The 18338-nt window shown below is 53.7% G+C and carries 19 protein-coding genes; 6 read left to right on the forward strand and 13 right to left on the reverse strand.

Features of this window, described 5'->3' with window-relative positions:
* Nucleotides 1-59: 59 nt before the first annotated feature.
* The 7 genes from ACJJIJ_RS00315 to rsxA all read right to left on the reverse strand — a co-directional run bounded on the left by ACJJIJ_RS00315 (nucleotide 60) and on the right by rsxA (nucleotide 6937).
* Complete coding sequence (locus tag ACJJIJ_RS00315; RefSeq protein ID WP_252084584.1) at nucleotides 60-770, reverse strand: TetR/AcrR family transcriptional regulator; 711 nt, start codon at nucleotides 768-770, stop codon at nucleotides 60-62.
* 354 nt (nucleotides 771-1124) lie between these two features.
* Nucleotides 1125-1838 carry an electron transport complex subunit E gene (locus tag ACJJIJ_RS00320; RefSeq protein WP_444899076.1) on the reverse strand — a complete coding sequence of 238 codons (714 nt, stop codon included), beginning with the start codon at nucleotides 1836-1838 and terminating at the stop codon, nucleotides 1125-1127.
* Nucleotides 1838-2542, reverse strand: a complete 705-nt coding sequence (rsxG, locus tag ACJJIJ_RS00325; RefSeq protein WP_252084586.1) for an electron transport complex subunit RsxG — start codon at nucleotides 2540-2542, stop codon at nucleotides 1838-1840. Before rsxG ends, ACJJIJ_RS00320 begins: the two co-directional genes overlap by 1 nt.
* Nucleotides 2542-3594 (reverse strand): RnfABCDGE type electron transport complex subunit D, encoded by a 1053-nt coding sequence (locus ACJJIJ_RS00330; protein ID WP_444883778.1) that lies wholly within the window; start codon nucleotides 3592-3594, stop codon nucleotides 2542-2544. The genes rsxG and ACJJIJ_RS00330 overlap by 1 nt, the downstream gene beginning before the upstream one ends.
* Entirely contained in the window at nucleotides 3594-5621 is a 2028-nt protein-coding gene (gene rsxC / locus ACJJIJ_RS00335; protein WP_444939547.1) for an electron transport complex subunit RsxC, read from the reverse strand. Before rsxC ends, ACJJIJ_RS00330 begins: the two co-directional genes overlap by 1 nt.
* A gap of 116 nt (nucleotides 5622-5737) precedes the next feature.
* Nucleotides 5738-6352, reverse strand: a complete 615-nt coding sequence (gene rsxB, locus ACJJIJ_RS00340; protein WP_252084588.1) for an electron transport complex subunit RsxB — start codon at nucleotides 6350-6352, stop codon at nucleotides 5738-5740.
* 9 nt (nucleotides 6353-6361) lie between these two features.
* Nucleotides 6362-6937 (reverse strand): electron transport complex subunit RsxA, encoded by a 576-nt coding sequence (gene rsxA, locus ACJJIJ_RS00345; protein ID WP_444883780.1) that lies wholly within the window; start codon nucleotides 6935-6937, stop codon nucleotides 6362-6364.
* A gap of 354 nt (nucleotides 6938-7291) precedes the next feature.
* Between rsxA and yghU the strand changes: the two genes are divergently transcribed.
* On the forward strand, nucleotides 7292-8167 hold the full coding sequence (gene yghU / locus ACJJIJ_RS00350) for a glutathione-dependent disulfide-bond oxidoreductase (RefSeq protein WP_444885955.1): 876 nt from the start codon (nucleotides 7292-7294) through the stop codon (nucleotides 8165-8167).
* Nucleotides 8168-8250: 83 nt separating this feature from the next.
* Here the strand turns inward: yghU and ACJJIJ_RS00355 are convergent, their stop codons facing one another.
* The 4 genes from ACJJIJ_RS00355 to ACJJIJ_RS00370 all read right to left on the reverse strand — a co-directional run bounded on the left by ACJJIJ_RS00355 (nucleotide 8251) and on the right by ACJJIJ_RS00370 (nucleotide 10366).
* Entirely contained in the window at nucleotides 8251-8493 is a 243-nt protein-coding gene (locus ACJJIJ_RS00355) for a hypothetical protein (RefSeq protein WP_444938353.1), read from the reverse strand.
* Nucleotides 8471-8965, reverse strand: a complete 495-nt coding sequence (locus tag ACJJIJ_RS00360) for a hypothetical protein (protein WP_444888032.1) — start codon at nucleotides 8963-8965, stop codon at nucleotides 8471-8473. Before ACJJIJ_RS00360 ends, ACJJIJ_RS00355 begins: the two co-directional genes overlap by 23 nt.
* A gap of 41 nt (nucleotides 8966-9006) precedes the next feature.
* Entirely contained in the window at nucleotides 9007-9255 is a 249-nt protein-coding gene (locus ACJJIJ_RS00365; protein WP_444938354.1) for a hypothetical protein, read from the reverse strand.
* Nucleotides 9256-9424: 169 nt separating this feature from the next.
* On the reverse strand, nucleotides 9425-10366 hold the full coding sequence (locus ACJJIJ_RS00370; RefSeq protein WP_444938355.1) for a D-2-hydroxyacid dehydrogenase: 942 nt from the start codon (nucleotides 10364-10366) through the stop codon (nucleotides 9425-9427).
* A 147-nt stretch (nucleotides 10367-10513) separates the two neighbouring features.
* Here ACJJIJ_RS00370 and ACJJIJ_RS00375 point away from each other — a divergent pair, with 147 nt between their 5' ends.
* Nucleotides 10514-11416 carry an EamA family transporter gene (locus tag ACJJIJ_RS00375; protein WP_444938356.1) on the forward strand — a complete coding sequence of 301 codons (903 nt, stop codon included), beginning with the start codon at nucleotides 10514-10516 and terminating at the stop codon, nucleotides 11414-11416.
* Between the two features lie 28 nt (nucleotides 11417-11444).
* Here ACJJIJ_RS00375 and metG read toward each other — a convergent pair whose 3' ends face one another.
* Complete coding sequence (gene metG / locus ACJJIJ_RS00380) at nucleotides 11445-13472, reverse strand: methionine--tRNA ligase (protein ID WP_444938357.1); 2028 nt, start codon at nucleotides 13470-13472, stop codon at nucleotides 11445-11447.
* A gap of 214 nt (nucleotides 13473-13686) precedes the next feature.
* Here metG and apbC point away from each other — a divergent pair, with 214 nt between their 5' ends.
* Entirely contained in the window at nucleotides 13687-14838 is a 1152-nt protein-coding gene (gene apbC / locus ACJJIJ_RS00385) for an iron-sulfur cluster carrier protein ApbC (RefSeq protein WP_252085959.1), read from the forward strand.
* A gap of 735 nt (nucleotides 14839-15573) precedes the next feature.
* A complete protein-coding gene (locus tag ACJJIJ_RS00390) occupies nucleotides 15574-15966 on the forward strand; it encodes a hypothetical protein (protein ID WP_444938358.1) in 393 nt (130 codons plus the stop codon).
* Nucleotides 15967-15975: 9 nt separating this feature from the next.
* Here the strand turns inward: ACJJIJ_RS00390 and trhO are convergent, their stop codons facing one another.
* The gene (trhO, locus tag ACJJIJ_RS00395) at nucleotides 15976-16971 is read right to left on the reverse strand and encodes an oxygen-dependent tRNA uridine(34) hydroxylase TrhO (protein WP_444903875.1); all 996 of its coding nucleotides are present in this window, start codon (nucleotides 16969-16971) and stop codon (nucleotides 15976-15978) included.
* Between the two features lie 199 nt (nucleotides 16972-17170).
* On the opposite strand from trhO, the gene ACJJIJ_RS00400 reads away from it, so the two are divergent.
* A complete protein-coding gene (locus tag ACJJIJ_RS00400) occupies nucleotides 17171-17431 on the forward strand; it encodes a hypothetical protein (protein ID WP_252084598.1) in 261 nt (86 codons plus the stop codon).
* Nucleotides 17432-17650: 219 nt separating this feature from the next.
* Nucleotides 17651-18184 (forward strand): hypothetical protein, encoded by a 534-nt coding sequence (locus ACJJIJ_RS00405; RefSeq protein ID WP_444899067.1) that lies wholly within the window; start codon nucleotides 17651-17653, stop codon nucleotides 18182-18184.
* Nucleotides 18185-18338: the final 154 nt, after the last annotated feature.

The raw sequence follows: 18338 nt of genomic DNA on the forward strand, positions 1-18338 counted from the left end.
AAGAAGGCGGCACAGTGTTTGGGCACCGTGCCGCTAACCTGTGAGATAGTCTTTATATTTCAGCCGTATGCTGCGGTCTCGGCAACTTGGGTAGCTGTTGCAGGAATTAAGCCGCGAACCATCATGGTAACTGTGCGCTCAAGCAATGGAGAATCCAGTGCAATGGAGCCACTCAAAATTTCATATTCCAACTTGAGAATAGTGCCGTGAGCGATTTGCGCAGCGGCTTCTGGATCAACAACGCCCAGCAAGTGGAAGAATTCCTGAATTAGGGACTCTCTCGCATGGCTTGACATGCGTACCGCCCGCGTCAGTTGCTCGTTGCGCAGCGCCTCATTGCGAAAGGCCAACTCAACCAAACGGCGGTCACGATCTTCAGCCTGGTTGCGCACATGTGTGAGGATGAAGCGGGTGAGCTGCTGGACCAACAGTTTGTGACTACTACTCGATGCGCGCTCTTGTGAAGAGAGGTTGCGAGCCGCATTGAAACTTTCTTCTTGAAGTTGGCGTGTGCTCTCCAATCCCTGCTCAACGAAGTAAGTGAATGAATCACTGATCAGATCGTTGAGGTCTTTAAAATAGTAGGTAGTGGCGGCCAGTGGTACATTCGCTTCGCGAGCTACGGCGCGGTGGCGGATACCGCGAATCCCCTCTTTTACGATTAGTCGCAGGGTGGCCTCTAGGATGGCCTTGCGGCGCAGGCGGCTGTCGGCTCGCTGTGCGCGGCGGCCGTGATAGACCAGATCAGACTTTCCATTGTCTACAGTCATAGCAGTATCCCTGTTCTTTTTGTGTTGGCTCCGATCGCTCTAGCAAGCTGTTCGGTCGTGCCATTCTAGCCAAACGAATTCAAAAAGAGAGAATAAAGCTATTACATTCGATTACACGAAGATTGCACAAGTCAGAGGCTTCACTTGTGGTTTTTCTACGTGAATCTCCTCAATATGGTGCAATTTTGTATAGGGGGCTTTTATTGAATCAGAAAATAAAGATTTAGGCGTCATTCCTAGGTCTTTTTCTCACCGGAATATGACAATTACTCGGCAAGTAGGTCAGCGACAATCGAATAGCTTTCGCTACACTAAACGATTGTCGTAGGGAATAAGGGCTTGTTTGGGGCAATCTTAAGAGATTTTTCCAGTAACGCGCACCCGTTTGGAGCCAGGTACAATTCTGATTTGCTGACTGCGGCGCCGTTCAATACCCGTATCAATAGCATTTTTCGCTGCAATCAGTAGACCGGCTACCAGAAATGCACCGGGCGGTAACACCGCCACCAGCACACCGGGATAATTACTTCCCAGCAAGTTTAGGCTCCAGTCTTTGGCCATAGGCCCCAATAGCAAATCCATATCTGAAAACAAAGTGCCCTGGCCGAGTATTTCCCGCACGGCGCCGATAGCAATCAGCACTGCGGTAAAGCCAACCCCCATCATAAAACCATCGACCAGTGACGGCAGCACTGGATTTTTACTGGCGAAGGCATCGGCGCGGCCGAGGATGGCGCAGTTGGTAACAATCAATGGAATAAAAATTCCCAGCACCAGGTAGAGCTCATAAGTGAAAGCCTTCATCAAGAGTTCGACACAGGTGACGAAGGTGGCGATGATCATCACCGAGGCGGGTAAGCGCACGGTGTCGGGCATCTGTTTCCGTACTAGGGAAACTGCCAAGTTGGAACAGGTGAGTACACCAGTGGTGGCGAGCCCCAGACCAATAGCGTTGACCACTGAGCCGGTAACTGCCAATAAGGGGCAGAGCCCCAAAAGCTGAACTAGGGCGGGGTTATTTTTCCAGAGTCCGTTGTGGGTAATTTCTGCGTAACCGGGGGTCGCCATTAATTCTGCTCCGTATTGGGCTGAGCCTCATCAGTATTTTCCGCTTCAGGATTTTCCACCTCAACGGCTCGCTTGGACACCGGTGCACTGAATATTTGCTGATGGTTTTTGGCGACAAACTCCAGCACCTGATGTACTTCAGCAACCACTGCGCGGGGGGTGATCGTTGCACCGGTAAATTGGTCGAAGACCCCGCCATCTTTTTGAACTCTCCACTCGCTAGAGGGTGGGTTTTTCAGTGAGAGGCCATCGAACTGAAGAATCCAATCACTTTTTTTAAGTTCGACCTTATCACCAAGGCCCGGCGTTTCACTGTGGCTGGTGACCCGTACACCAGCTATGGTGCCATCGCGGTTGACGCCTACCAGCATTTTGATTGGGCCCGAGTAACCGTCTGGTGCCACCGCCGGTACAATGACCGCTGAAATCTTACCGTCTTTGCCGCGCGCTAAGTTGATATCGCCACCCTGAGAGAGCCCTAGTTGATTCCAGTAGGTCTTGGGAATTGGATAGGTGTCCACAAGTAGGTCATTGCTGTGGCGATCCAGAGGAATAATTTCTAGCAGGGCTTTGGCAGAGGCTGCGCGTATCGCCCGTTCAATGGGCTCTCGGGTGGTGATCTGGGTCACTGCCAGAGTGCCTGCAGTGACCAGGGCAAACAGGGTCAGCACAACGGCATTGGTGGCCATAGACTGCTTGAGCATCAGTGCTCCTCCAAGTCAGTAGCGCGACGCGCCCGCTTGTGGCCATAAGTGCGTGGCAGGGTGTAATTATCAATGGTGGGTGCGGCAAAGTTCATCAGCAGTACCGCAAAGGCCACGGCATCCGGGTAGCTGCCCCAGGCGCGGATAATATAAGTGAAGAGTCCAACACCGGCGCCGAAGATCAGGCGCCCCTTATTACTGGTACAGCCACTGACCGGATCTGTGATGATGAAAAAGGCCCCGAACATGGTAGCGCCGGAGAACAGGTGGAGCAGTGGTGAGCCTTCGGAAAGAGAGCTGCCGCTGTCGTAGAAAAACAGAGAGATCAGGGTCAGGGTTGCGAGCATGGCTACTGGCGCGTGCCAAGTGATAATGCCGCGAAACAATAGAAAAAGTCCGCCCAACAGGAACCCGAAACTGATGGTTTCCCAGCCTGCCCCGGCAAAAGTCCCCTGGCTGAAAACCGGTTCCATCTCGTAGAGTTGTGACAGCAACACTGACTCGTTGAGGCGCACGATTTCCAAGGGAGTGGCACGGGTGAAACCATCCACGTTGTAACTGCCAAAGACCAGGGAAATGGCCTCGCCAATATCCGGTGCACCACCGATCACATCCGCCGCGCCAACCCAGCGGGTCATATCCACCGGGAAACTGATCAGCAATACCACATAACCCACCATGGCCGGATTGAAAGGGTTGTACCCCATGCCGCCATATAGCTGTTTAGCCAATACGATGGCCACGGCGCTGCCGACTACCGGCAACCACCAGGCACAGTATGGAGGCAGAGCAATGCCCAGTAAGAGTGCCGTGACCATGGCACTGTAGTCACGCAGGTAGAAAGCCACGGGCCTGTCCCGCAGTTTCATGATTGCGGCTTCGCACAGCAGAGCGGTAATTACAGAGAAGGCAATATTGATCAACACGCCGATGCCGAAATAAATCACCATAGCCAGAACACCAGGTGCGGTGGCGGCCGCTACCTGCAACATCACTTTGGCCGTGTTATCGCCGGAGCGGGCGTGGGGGGAGGTGGCTCGCATCAAGGACATTACTGGCGACCATCCTGTGCGGCTTTTTGCTCTCGCATCTTATCTTCCAACTTTTTCTGCAGCTTTTCCAAGGCAGTCTCAAAGGCCGCCAGGTTGGCATCATTTTCATTTTTGGCTTTTTGCAACCTTGCCTCGGCTTTGCCTAGACGCTTCTGCAGGGCCTCGATATCTGCGGCGAGTCGCTCGGCATCGCTCATTTGAGAGCGAGCTTCTGCCGAGGCACGCGCCTTAGTGATAGCGCGCACGGCGGCACTGGTCTCTTCCTGACTGGGCTCTCTGGCGGGATCGCGATCGGCGCGACGCCTGGCCAGGGTGAGCTTGTGTTCGGCTTCCTGCAGTTTTAACTCGGCAGCCTTGAGTTGGGCTGCCAGCTGGTCGCGTTGGCCTTCTTCTGCGGCCTCCACCTTATTGCGCAGGCGTTCGACGCGGCTTTCGGCGCTGGAGAAGGTGCGCTGGGCACGGGCGAGCAGCTGCTGGGGATCCTCCTGGCGGGATTTAACCCGGGCCAGGGCAGCGGCGACGATATCTGCTTGTTGCTTGCTCTCTTTGGCTTCCTCGGACTCAGGGCTCTGCTCGCGCTGTTGGCGCGCCAGTTCGGCTGCCTTGCGGCGTGCCTCACGTTTGGCTTCTTTTTCTTTCTCGGCCTTTTCCAGACGGAGCTTGCGGAACTCAAAACGATCGCGGGCGCGGTCGGACTTTTCTTTCTCCTCCTCCGCCAGGCGTATTGCCCCTTTGGCAGCGCGGTAATACTGCACCAGCGGAATCGTACTGGGGCAGACATAGGAGCAGGCGCCGCATTCGATGCAGTCGAACAGGTTATAAGCTTGCAGCTTTTCGCGCTCATCGGCTCGTGCATACCAGTACAGCTGCTGTGGCAGCAGTGAAGCTGGGCAGGCCTCGGCGCAGTAACCGCAGCGAATACAAGCCTTGGCTACCGGTGCTGGTGGCAACTCCTGGTTGGTAGGCACCAATAGGCAGTTGGTGGTTTTGACTACAGGGGCGCGCTCATCGTCGATGGTGTAACCCATCATGGGACCGCCGATAATCACCTTTTGCATCTGGCCGCGGTGGATACCGTGGTGTTTGAGAATATGGTGAATGGGAGTACCGATGGGCACATCGATATTGCGCTGGCGCTCCAGGGCTTGCCCAACAACTGTGGTTACCCGGCTGATTAGAGGTTCACCATAGCGAACGGCGCGATAAATGGCCCTGGCGGTACCCACATTCTGGCAGACGATGCCGACATTGGCCGGCAGGCCCTGATTGGGTACTTCGCGGCCGGTGAGAATCTGGATAAGTTGCTTTTCCCCACCAGAGGGGTACTTGGTGGGGAACACCACGATATCAAAGCGGGTATCTCCGGCGGCTTCGCGCATGGCGGCAATGGCCTGCGGCTTATTGTCCTCAATCCCGATCAATACTCGCTCGGGCTCGTCAAGGATATAAGAGATGATGCCAATCCCGGCGATAATCTCTTCAGCGCGCTCGCGCATCAGCATGTCGTCGGCGGTAATGTAAGGCTCGCACTCTGTCCCGTTAATGATCAGTGTGTCGATTTCCGCCCCGCCGTGGGGATCGAGTTTCACTGCGGTGGGGAAGCCCGCACCGCCCATGCCGGCGATGCCGCAGTCGCGAATTTTCTCCAGAAGCTCAACAGGCGAAAGCTGGGTGTAATCCTCACAGGGTTGCAGTTCACACCAGTGCTCCTCGCCGTCAGTACGGATCACAATACTGTCCTCGGCGAGCCCCGAAGGGTGGGGGACGGCGCAGGGCTCTATGGCCACGACTTTACCGGAACTGGGGGCGTGCACAGGGCTGCTGATCAGGCCATCCGCCTCGGCAATTTTTTGGCCTTTTAGTACGTCATCGCCGAGTTTGACCAGGGGCAATGCAGTGGCACCACTGTGTTGCAGCAGAGGCACAATCAAATCCTCGGACAGGGGAATGCTGCCAATGGGTTCGCCGGTACTCTGTTGCTTGTTTTCCGGTGGATGTACGCCGCCGTGGAAATCGTTGGGGCGCAGTTCCCGCGCCTTTTCGCTGGCGATTAGCTGTGCCTCGCGGGCGGCGCGACGCTCCTCTACCGCTTCGCGCCGCTGTTTTTTTTCCTGTAGCGCTGTGCGGTTTTCATTTTCGGGGTTCAAACTGCACCTCCCCGTTGATCTGTTTGCTGCGGGCGACGGTCAGTGGCAATCAGCTGGATACCGTCTTCGGGCTTTTGTGGATGCCAATCTTGTAGCGGCATATCTACGGGCACCATATCAATACAATCCACGGGGCAGGGCTCTACGCAGAGATCGCATCCAGTGCATTCGTCGGCAATTACGGTGTGCATATATTTGGCTGCGCCGGCGATGGCATCCACCGGGCAGGCCTGAATGCACTTGGTGCAGCCAATACATTCGGCTTCGCGAATAAAGGCCACTCTTTTTACATCTTCGACCCCGTGCTCTGCATCCAGGGGCATGGGTTCCATATCCAGCAGGTTGGCCAGCTCGTTGATGGTGGCTTGACCGCCTGGGGGGCATTTGTTGATGGCGTCTCCATGCACAATTGCTTCGGCATAGGGACGGCAACCGGGATAGCCACACTGCCCGCACTGAGTTTGCGGCAGCAGGGCATCGACCTGTTCTACCAGAGGATCCCCCTCCACCTTAAAGCGAATGGCGGCAAATCCCAGCAGGGCGCCAAACACCAGAGCCATACCGCCGAGTACCAGCAGAGGGGAGGAAATTTCAGAAATCCAGTCCAGCATCACGTAACCCTATACCAGACCGCTAAAGCCCATAAATGCCAGGGACATCAGCCCTGCGGTGACCATGCCAATAGCGGCCCCGCGAAATGGCAGCGGTACATCCGCGGCAAACAATCGCTCGCGCATGGAGGAAAAAAGAATCAATACCAAGGAGAAACCTACCGCGGCGCCAAAGCCATACAGGGTGGACTGTATAAATGTGTGGGCCTTCATGGTGTTTTGCAGCGCTACGCCCAGTACGGCACAGTTCGTGGTAATTAGCGGCAGAAAAACGCCCAAAACCTTGTACATCAGTGGGCTGGTTTTTTCGATAAACATACGGGCAAATTGCACCACTACCGCGATCACCAGAATAAAGGAAATAGTGCGCAGGTATTCGATGCCAAAGGGCTCAAGCAAATAGGTATTCACCAGGTAAGAGCAGATTGAGGCCAGTGTGAGTACAAAAGTGGTGGCGCCGGCCATACCCACGGCGGTCTCCAGTTTGTTGGAGACACCCATAAAGGGGCACAGCCCAAGAAACTGCACCAACACATAGTTGTTGACCAGGATGGTGCTGAGCAGGATGACTGCAAATTCGGTCATATCAGGTCCGGTTGAAGCCCAGGAACAAAATGATGCTAGCGCCTTGGCGGAGTCGAGGTGCCCCGGTGAGAGGCAGAGGGCCTGGGGCTCCGTCGAATGTCGCGCAGGGCCGGTATTATGGGTGAGTCGCGGGGGGCCTTCAACTCAGTCGGGGATCTTCTGGCAGCAGAGGACCCCTGCAAGGCGCCAAGCTAGGTTCTGGCTTTGAGAATAGTTGGTACCTCTGGGCTAGTGCGCGATGCTTACGAGAGGCGATTTAAGGTTTCCATGGATTTATTGGCGCGACCCTTTACTCTCGGGGAGTATGCCCTTATCTCTATTGGATTAACCCGTAACACCAGTTGGAGCTCTGTAATGCCGGATCAACCCTATACTCCGCCCAAGGTTTGGAAGTGGGATGCGGAAAGTGGTGGGCAGTTTGCCAAAATTAACCGCCCCATAGCGGGAGCCACCCATGATAAAGAATTACCTCGGGGCAAGCACCCGATGCAACTGTACTCCCTGGGAACCCCCAATGGTGCCAAGGCTACGATTATGCTGGAGGAGCTTCTGGCACTGGGGGTTGAAGGGGCGGAATACGATGCCCACTTGATTCGCATCACTGAGGGTGAGCAATTCGGCAGTGGTTTTGTGGATATCAATCCGAATTCAAAGATCCCAGCCCTGGTGGACCATAGTACGACACCACCAATTCGGGTTTTTGAAAGCGGATCAATTCTTCTGTATCTGGGAGAGAAATTTGGCGCCTTTCTGCCGCATACACCGGAGCAGCGTACCGAGACTCTCAATTGGCTGTTTTGGCAGATGGGGGCGGCGCCCTATCTCGGTGGAGGCTTTGGGCATTTTTATGCCTATGCGCCCGAGAAACTGGAGTACCCCATCAATCGTTTTGCCATGGAAGTAAAGCGGCAGATGGATGTATTGGACCGGCAACTGGCTAAGCACCAGTTTATCGCTGGGCGTGAATACACCATTGCAGATATAGCCATCTGGCCCTGGTACGGAGCCCTGATCCGTAATGAGGCCTATGATGCCAGCGAATTCCTGCAGACCGAGAGTTACAAACACCTTGTGCGCTGGTCGGATGAAATTGCACAGCGACCGGCGGTACAGCGTGGGCGTATGGTGAACCGCACCTGGGGGGATCCCAGTAAGCAGCTCCATGAACGCCATGACGCCAGTGATTTTGAGGAAAAAACCCAGGACAAAATGGCGCAAAAAGACAGCTGAGCAGTATTGAATGGCAGTTTTTTCTATTGCACGCCCAGGGTGAGATGGTTGTCTCTCTGCTTATTTAGCTTTAGCGAAATAGATTATAGGGCGCGCATAGAGAGTGCGAATTGAATGATTTGTGAGGTGTGTGGCAGCTGCCAGAGTTTTTCGGTAATAAAGCCGGCGGCAAAAGCGACGCCGAGAATGGCCACTATAGGAATTTTGCCCAGCTGCTGGTTGACTTGCCTTTGCTGTTGATCAAACAAACGCAACGTACTGCGGCGCTGTTTTTCAGCGTCCACACGGCATTGTGTAATTTCTCTATTTAATTGTCTCAGCGACATCTTGTAGGGCCTCTTTTACCTGCCGTTTGGTTTCTTCAAATCCCAGCAGAGGGCGCAGCTTTTGCTGATAAAGCAACACACCGAGGAAAAGGGCAATTTGTATCAGTACAAATACAAGGAAACCGATATAGATCGATTGGCTAAAATAGTAGGCAATCAAACCAATGCCACCGCAAAGGCTGACGAGTAGTGCGGTTCCCAGAGGTACCAGCATCAACTGCAGAATAATCAGCCTTTTTCCGGCTGTTAGAGTTCTCTCCAGCTCTAGCTGAAATAAGCGCTGAATATTACCCATCCATGCAGTTATAAGAGTGAGAGTGGCTTCAACACGAGCCATAGTCTCCTCTAAACTGCCGCCAGTGTCGCTACTATCACCGTTACCGCTGCCTTCAGCGGAACCGTCCCGCCCGCGCTGTTGCGCGGTCGGGTCGGAATTCTGGTCAGTTCCCTGGCGTTTTTCTCCATTGCCCATCGGCGGTTTCCTTACCGGTTAAAAAGGCAAACGCTTTGGCTTTATTTAAAAAGCTTGGCGATTGCCCAGCCGACCACAAAAGCACAGCCGACTGCGAGGATCGGTCTTTCCCGCAGGGAAGACTCCGCTTTTTCCATAACATCTGAAGCGCGTTGCCTCTGTTGCTGGACAGAAGATCTCGCTCTCTGTCTCAGGTTTTCAGCAGCATCAGAAGCGGCCTCTCCTGCGAGATTATAGGCCTGTTGCAGCTTATCCCTGCTGGAGTTATGTGGAGATCTTGCAGTTGCCATCGGGTTGCTCCTTTTCAGGGGATGATTGCCGCAGAATTCTATAGTCGCAGCAATCAATTCACAGGAGCATTGGCTCTTTATTTAGGGTAATAAAAAATAACTCCGAACTGTTTTGGTGAATTTAGTTATATCGCTATTGATCGGTGTCTCTACAGGGGGCTGATGGCATTTATGGTGTGAGTGTCCGCTTCCAGGCCTCAATATTGTTTACCACACCATCAAGTAAGCGCTGGCGGCTCTCACGGCTGATCCAAGCGTTGTGAGGCGTGATAATCAGGTTGGGAATATCAGTGGCCAGTAGGGGGTGACTTGCCTGTGGGGGCTCTTCACTCAAAACATCCAGTGCGGCGCCGCCAAGCTTTCCACTGCGCAGTGCGTCGGCTACGGCCTCCTCATCCACCAAACCGCCCCGCGCGGTATTGATCAACAGTGCGCCGGGTTTCATGTTGGCGATAAAATCGCGATCGATCAATTTCTCCGTCTGCTTCGTGAGGGGGCAGTGCAGACTGATTACATCGGATTCCTTTGTAAGTTGCGCCAGTGGTGACCGGTCAGCGCGTTTTTCTCCACTGAAGGATTCCGCCACCAAAATCTGCATATCCAGGGCTTCCCCCAGTTTGGCGACCCTTTGCCCTAATTCACCATAACCGATTATTCCCAGGGTTTTACCGGCTAATTCTACGACAGGATGATCGAGTAAACAGAAAATTTCCGACTGACTCCAGCGGCCGGTCATGACGTCCTGATGGTAGTGATGCCAGCGGGAAGCGAGGGCGAGAATTAGTGCCAGGGTGTGTTGTGGTACCGAAGCGCCGGCGTATCCCTGCACGTTGCGCACGGGAATACCCAAGTCCTGTGCGGCTTGCAGGTCAATATTATTCGTGCCTGTAGCGCACACACAGATCAGCTTGAGAGAGCGGGCCTGCTCCAGAAGCGTGCGGTCCAAAACCACTTTATTAGTAATAACTACGTCCGCATCGGCGATACGTTCGGCGGTTTGCTTGGCTGAGGTGGTCTCATAGAAATCCCAATGATCTAGACTGTTTTTTAGGGACTGTATATTCAACTCCCCAAGTTTCATGGTCATTGCGTCCAGAAATACTCCGCGCATGGAATCTCCTCAATTTCCTGTGTGAGATAGCGGCATGCTACGTCAGCAGAGGTCGAATGCAATGGCTTTTATAGGACGGCTGCAGATCTTGTAGGGTTGGCTACGGTTTGTTTACGGGCCTTTCTGTCACAAATGAAGAGGGCCTTTATGGGAATATCGATAACTGCAGCATCATTGGTTTTAATCTCTGCATTTCTTCACGCGGGCTGGAATTTACTGGGAAAATCCCGCACCCCCTCCCCAGCTTTTTTCTGTATCGCCACCCTCAGTGTGGGTCTACTACTTCTCCCCCTTGGCCTCTGGGTCCTGTTACAGGCTCAATCACTGCCGCGTGCTTTCTGGTTGTTGTTACTGGCCAGCGGTTTTTTTCAGATGATTTATATGGGAGGGCTGGCATTGGCCTATCAGCGCGCTGATATCAGCCTGGTTTACCCCATCGCACGGGCTCTGCCGGTACTCCTTGTGGCGCTGGCAACGGTGCTGTTGGGGCAGATTCTGCCCTGGCAAGCCTGGCTGGGCATGTTGTTGGTGACGATCGGCTGTTTGCTGGTGCCGCTGGTGTATTTTCGTCAATGGCACTGGAGCGTGTACTGGAGAGCGGACTGCGCCTGGGCTCTGGTAGCGGCACTGGGTACGGTGGGATATTCATTGGCGGATAAGGGCGCACTGCTTTATTTGGAAGAGGCACTTGGCGACGCGGTAACACCAGCGGTGGTGGCGTATAGCTACTTGGGCTTGCAGTTTTTTGTCAGTGGAGTCTGGTTACTATGTGGCTGTATGAGTCGAGTGGGGCGCGGACAATTATTAGAAAATCTGCGGGATTTGAAGGTTGGTATCTTGACCGGCCTGATGATGGGAGCGACTTATGGACTGGTGCTGCTGGCGATGACGATGACGGAAAATGTGAGCTACGTGGTCGCTTTACGCCAGCTCAGTATTCCGTTGGGAGTGGGATTTGCTATCTGGTTGTTGGGAGAACCGGCACACAGACCCCAGCTGTTAGGCGTGGGGCTGGTATGTGCCGGTTTAATTGCGGTATCGCTGCGCTAAGGTGGACAGTGCCCACCTCCAAAATAAATTACATTACGCGCATACCGGGCCTGGCACCTGCGTGGGGTTCGAGAATCCACAGGTCTTTACCGCCTGGACCGGCGGCCAGCACCATGCCTTCACTCACGCCAAAACGCATTTTGCGCGGCGCTAGGTTAGCTACCATAACGGTGTGCTTGCCCACCAGGTCTTCCGGCGCATAGGCACTCTTGATACCGGCGAATACCTGGCGGGTCTCTCCGCCCAGGTCCAATGTCAAACACAGCAGTTTGCCGGCACCCTCGACGTGTTCCGCCTTGGCGATCAGGGCGATACGTAAGTCCACTTTGGCAAAATCGTCGAACTGGATCTGCTCGGCGATAGGGTCTTCTGCCAGCGGGCCACTGGCCGCTTTGACTTCAGCCTGTAGCTGGGCCAGTGATTCCTGTGCGGCTTCCATCACCGCATCTACCTGGGTTTTTTCCACCCGTTGTAGCAGAGGTTTGAATTTTTTGATCTCGTGGTCCGCTAGCGGTGTGGTGGCCTGGGTCCAATCCAGTTCACTGTTGAGGAATTCCGCTGCCTTTTGCGCGGTATTGGGTAGTACCGGTGCCAGCCAGGTGATCAGGGCGCGGAACATATTTACACCTTGAGAGCAAATCGCCAGTACTTCGGCTTCAGTGCCTTCCTGTTTGGCAAGGGACCAGGGCGCTTTGTCGGCGATCCAGGCATTGGCGGCATCGGCCAGGGCCATAATGTCGCGCATGGCGCGTGCGTATTCGCGCTGCTCGTAGTAATCGGTAATACGCGGTGCGGCCTCGACAAATTGATTCCACAGCTGCTCATCGGCTAGCTCGGTGGCGAGCTTGCCACCGGCCTTACTGACAAACTTGGCGGTGCGTGAAGCGATATTGACCACTTTGCCCACCAGGTCGGAATTTACCTTGGCGATAAAGTCATCGAGGTTGAGGTCCAGATCATCCACGCCCGCTGTGAGTTTGGCGGCGAAGTAATAGCGCAAATATTCCGGGCTCAGGTGGTCCAGGTAGTTGCGGGCATTAATAAAGGTGCCGCGGGACTTGGACATTTTCTTGCCGTTTACGGTGAGGAAGCCGTGTACGCACACCTTGTTGGGGGTGCGGAAATCGGCGGAGTCCAGCATGGCCGGCCAGAACAGGGCGTGGAAATTGACGATATCCTTGCCGATAAAGTGATATACCTCGGCATCGCTGTCTTTTTTCCAGTAATCGAGCCAGTCGCTACCATTTTTATCACAGTAATTTTTCAGGCTGGCCATATAGCCGATGGGGGCGTCCAGCCATACGTAAAAGTATTTGCCCGGCGCATCGGGGATTTCAAAACCGAAGTAAGGCGCATCGCGAGAGATGTCCCACTCCTGCAACCCCTCCTCGAGCCACTCGGCCAGCTTATTGGCCACTTCATCTTGCAGGGTTCCGGAGCGGGTCCAGTTGCGCAGGAACTCGGTAAAGGCGGGGAGAGTGAAGAAGAAGTGTTCTGACTCTTTTTCCACCGGCGTGGCGCCAGAGATGGCGGACACTGGATCAATCAACTCCGTGGGGCTGTAAGTGGCACCACAGGCCTCGCAGTTGTCACCGTACTGATCGGGAGTGCTACAACGGGGGCAGGTGCCCTTGATATAGCGATCCGCCAAGAAGAGTTGTTTCTCCGGATCGAAGGCCTGAGTGATGGTGCGCGAAGCGATGTGGCCATTTTCACTGAGGCGGCGATAGATCATAGCGGACAGCTCGCGGTTCTCCTCCGAGTGGGTGGAGTGGTAGTTGTCCACGCCGATTAGGAAGTCGGCGAAATCCCGCTCGTGCTCCGCCTGCATATTGGCGATATGTTGCTCCGGTGTCAGACCCAGCTGCTCAGCTTTGAGCATGATTGCGGTGCCGTGCGCATCATCGGCGCAGATGTACAGGCAGTCGTTACCGCGGGAGCGCTGAAAACGCGCCCAGATATCGGTCTGTATATATTCGAGTATGTGGCCCAGGTGCAGGGAGCCGTTGGCGTAAGGGAGTGCGCTGGTGACTAGGATTTTGCGCGTATCGGGCATCGGTTTTTCCATCGCTGTGGGGTTGCGGCCGGAGGCTCCGCTGGAGTGGCCGGAGATCGTCAAAAGACGGCGAAATATAGCAGATTTGTACTATGCCGGGGAGGTGTGGGCCATGCTCGTGTATAAAGCGGTCGGGATTGAGCCCGTCGCTGGCGCTGGGCCGCTTCATCCGACACAATGCGGTTCTGACAAGAAGCACCTAGAGGGAGATACCGTGAGCGATCACCACCACGATCATGAAGAGTTATCAAAGGAAGTGCAGGCCGAACTGGAGCGTCTGGCAGAGTGCCTTGGTCAGTTGCAGGACCCGGCCAGTGGCCTGCCGCTGGATCAACTGGATGCAGATATTGAGGTGGGCTACGAAGATGATACCGTGTACGTCGGTATTACCCTCGGCTACCCCTGCGCAAGCCAGGAAGTACATTGGCGCAAGCGGGTTACCGAGGCCTGTGAGCCCCTGATGAAGAGTGGTCCCCTAGGCGGCCACGGCTTGCAATTTGAATTATTCAGCGATATCCCTGCCACCTCATCGGCCAACGCTCCAGAGCCATTGCGTGGCGTAAAGAATATTGTCGCAGTTGCTTCTGGTAAGGGTGGCGTCGGCAAGTCCACCACAGCCGTGAACCTGGCCTTGGCGCTGGCAGCAGAGGGTGCGCGGGTCGGGTTACTTGATGCGGATATCTATGGTCCCAGCCTGCCCACCATGCTTGGTACCGAAGGGGTCCGCCCGCATGTGAAGGAACAGAAGTTCTTCGTGCCAGTGGATGCATTAGGTATCGAGACAATGTCTTTGGGGTACTTGATGACTGAGGATACCCCGGCAGTTTGGCGCGGCCCTATGGCCAGTGGTGCACTCAATCAAATTCTCACACAAACACTTTGGTGTGATGCCAAAGAAGAGCTGGATTATTTAATTGTGGATATGCCCCCGGGTACCGGCGATATCCAGCTGACTTTGGCACAAAAAACCACTTTAGCTGGTGCGGTGATTGTGACTACACCACAGGATTTGGCGTTGAAGGATGCTATCAAAGGCGTGGAGATGTTCCGCAAGGTGTCGGTACCAGTGCTTGGCATTGTTGAGAATATGGCCCTTCATACCTGTTCCAAGTGTGGCCATAGTGAGCCGATTTTCGGCATAGGTGGTGGTGAGCGTATCGCTGAGGAATACGATACCCACCTGCTTGGCGAATTGCCTCTGGCACAGAAAATTCGCGCCGATATCGACAGTGGTCGCCCCAGTGTAACCGCAGATCCCGAGGGTGAAATTGCCGGTTTCTACCGGGAAATTGCCCGCAAAGCTGCAGCCCAGGTTTGGTTGAATGCCAGCAGCGACGAGGAACTGCCGGAAATCGAAATTAGTTGAACCCAACCGCGATATTGATCACAAAGCATTAACTTTTTATTTTTTGTGGTTTTTTAAAGGGGCAAAACTCCCTATATTGAACTCCTTCGGGCGCCTCTGTGAAATTTCGTTTTTGCAGGAGCGCTCAATCTTGATAAGCCAGAATTTAACGCAGGCTTTTCATGTCTCTGTAAAGATTCGTAATAATGACTTGTGTTGATGGCTCGCAGTTGAGCCATTGAAAAATGGGTCTTTAAATAATTTATTTATTGCGATTTTGTATTTACGGCGCCTTCGCTCGCGCTAGTGTGCCTGTTAGCCATTATTGGTACGCTGCCGAGTTAATCGTCAGGGTTTTAGTATTTTTTTAACAGACCCAATTTATTCTGTAGATACTTATGGCAGTTTTGCCTATGACTGCTCGAATTCAGCCTCTGCGGTAAAAAGAGTAAGTATTCCTGCTGAATATCCTCTGGCAATCGTCAAGGTATTTATGTGATTTTCTTTTATTGGAGGGACAACTCGGATAATCAGAAAAGCCGCGATAATCCACGGAATATACCGGGAGATGTTTAGTCGGTTCGTGGATAACACTCGGTTGCGTGGTACAGACTTCCTGCGCCGAGGGCAATAATATCAGGAGTGCAAACCTGTGGTGGCCACCGTGTTATTGGTCTCAGGTAGGGCATACATCAGGCATTGCAGTAGCTGTAGTCGATAAAAATAACAAAGACAAAAGCGCGAGTGCTTTCATCCATGAATTTTAATATAAGCTATCGACCGATAGGGGGTATAGCGCGGGTTTTATTTTATGGACCCGTGGGATTTGCAGAAAAAATGGAGGCGGCTGCCCGATTGGTAGAAAAGTACCGCCACCGTGTACCTTTGCGGGTATTACTGGATATGCGCTATGCGCGCACGAGGGTTACCCTGGAGGAGCAGCGGCAGTTCACCAGCTTTATAGCCGAGCACCCGGTGTTGCGCTGCGCTTATATTGCCGTTTTACATCCGCGCAACCGCTGTACTTCCCCCCTGTCGACCGACGGCACCTGCCTGTGCCGGCATAGCTCGCGGGAATTCGTTGCCGAAGCTGAGGCTGAGGCCTGGCTCACCCAGATCAAGGGCGCTCCCAGGCCAGGATTTCGCTGATTACTACGACTACTGGGCTTTGGCCTGCTCAGCTTCCGCCTGGCGGCGCCGCTCTTCTTTTTTCTGCAGGCGTTTAGCGGTAGTCATTTCACGGGCATCTTGTCCCATGTGTTTTTCCCCGCGTTTTTTCGCCAGTTGAATCTGCTTCTCGCGCTCGCGGAAGCGGTGGCGATCGGCGTCACTCACTTTGTCATAGCAATGCGGACAGCTAACTCCCTGCTCAAACTGTTCTGACTGCTGGTCCTCCTTGGTGATAGGCATACGGCAGGCATTGCACTGATCGTACTGGCCTCGCTCCAGATCGTGGTTGACGGTGACGCGTTCATCGAAAACAAAGCACTCACCCTCCCACAGAGATTCCTCTTTGGGTACTTCTTCCAAGTACTTGAGGATGCCACCGTGCAGATGGTAAACCTCTTCAAAGCCCTGCTCTTTTAAATAGGCGGTGGACTTTTCACAGCGGATACCGCCAGTGCAGAACATGGCGACTTTTTTGTGCTTGGCTGGATCCAGGTTCTCTTTGACGTACTGGGGAAATTCTCGGAAGGTTTCGGTATTGGGGTTGAGAGAATCTTTGAAAGTACCCACCTGGAATTCATAGTCGTTGCGGGTATCCACAACAACGACTTCCGGGTCGCTGATTAGGGCGTTCCAGTCTTTTGGTTTGACGTAGGTGCCAACCACTCGGCGGGGGTCAATGCCCTCTACGCCCATAGTGACAATCTCTCTCTTCAATTTGACCTTGCTGCGCAGAAACGGCATCTCGCCAGTGTAGGACTCCTTGTAATCCAGCTCGGCAAGGCGCTCGTCTGATTTCAAGTAGGCGAGGATGGTGTCGATGCCCTCGCGGGAACCAGCAACAGTGCCGTTAATGCCCTCTCGGGCCAAGAGTAGGGTGCCGCGCACTTGGTTTTCCAGCATAACGTCAAGCAGGGGAGTGCGCAGAGACTCAAAGTCCTCCAGAGTGACGAACTTGTAGAGTGCACAGACAACGAATTGATTCATGGTACTTCCTTAAATGCAGTCCGGAGCGTAAATCCGGGGCAGAAAAAATCGCCGCGCATTTTATCGCAAAAAAAACAGCTTGTCGTACATTTAGCAAGCGCTCCAGCTGTTGTCCCAGCACAACAATATTTGTTGACCGGGGAGCCGCAACTTGTCAAAGTTCTGGCCGAATTTTCAGGGTCATAGCGAGGTGAACCCCATGGGCGAAGAATTTGCACCGAAAGAGTCAGAATTGAGCCAGATCTACCGCGAGGGCGAGGTATCTGTGCAAATCGATATATTCGAGGATGGTGAGGGCGGTTGGCTGCTCGAAATTGTCGATGAGAATAACAATTCCACCGTGTGGGAGGATGCCTTTGAGACAGAGCAGGATGCCCTTGAGGAAGCATTGGACGCTTTGCGGGAAGAGGGCATCTCTACTTTTGTCGGCCCTGTTCAAGAAGCGGATGGCGGCTGGTAGATAGTTTTGCTGTGACCTCAAAGTGCATCTGCTGCTGGTGGATGTCTTCCCGGTAGTCCTGGGAGGCGGCTCTTTGCGCCCAATATGCCGATAACTGCTATGGTTATGGTGAAGGGAATCGCGACTGTGTGACAGCACACCCCAATCACAGCGCCGTCGCGAGGCAACTGTGGAGCTTTTGTCTCCGGCGGTGCTACCAAACCAGCGGTTGCCTTCCCCATGATAATGCGCGGTATTTTTATCATGGTCTGCTTGCAGATCCCGCTCCTTCCCCTCCATGCCGACCCCTTGGTGCCACTTGCCCAACAGCAGCTTTATGCAGACCTCAAGGAGGTTCGCCTAGTTGCGAAGCTGCATGGATACGCAATAGTGGCAGGGCGCCACTGCATTGATTGCGATGAGAATCTAGCGATATATATACGACGTATTGCCAGGCCGGGTGAAGTAGTTGGTAATAATCAGTCAGATGGTGATCGTTATACCTATCCGGGTAGGTATCTCGACTATATGACGAAAAAGCTGGTAGAAAAAACCCGCATGTTTTACGGCTATTGCTATGAGGGGCTGCCCTCACTGTTATGGTTGACCGAGTACCGGTCGGGGGATATTTGGATCAAGTCTGAATATCTGCTTTTACTCACGGGTGAAAATCTGGAGCACCGTTACGTAGAGGGGCATCAGCCGAGTGTTTTCCATTTGGAGAGTGCGAACTGTAAGGAATTACCGGGGATTTTGATGGAAATGGAGCCCTAGAAATTGTGGCCTTTTTCAGTCATTTGAGGAGAGAGTGAGCCTGCTTGTTTCAGGGGCTTCTTTGCATAAGGGCCCCGAGAGAACAATTATAGTGCTCTCTAATTAAGTCCTTATTAATAATGGACCGGTATGTAATTAGCGGTCATCCACTTTT

The organism is Microbulbifer mixtoriginis (SeqCode) (genome assembly GCF_052467945.1).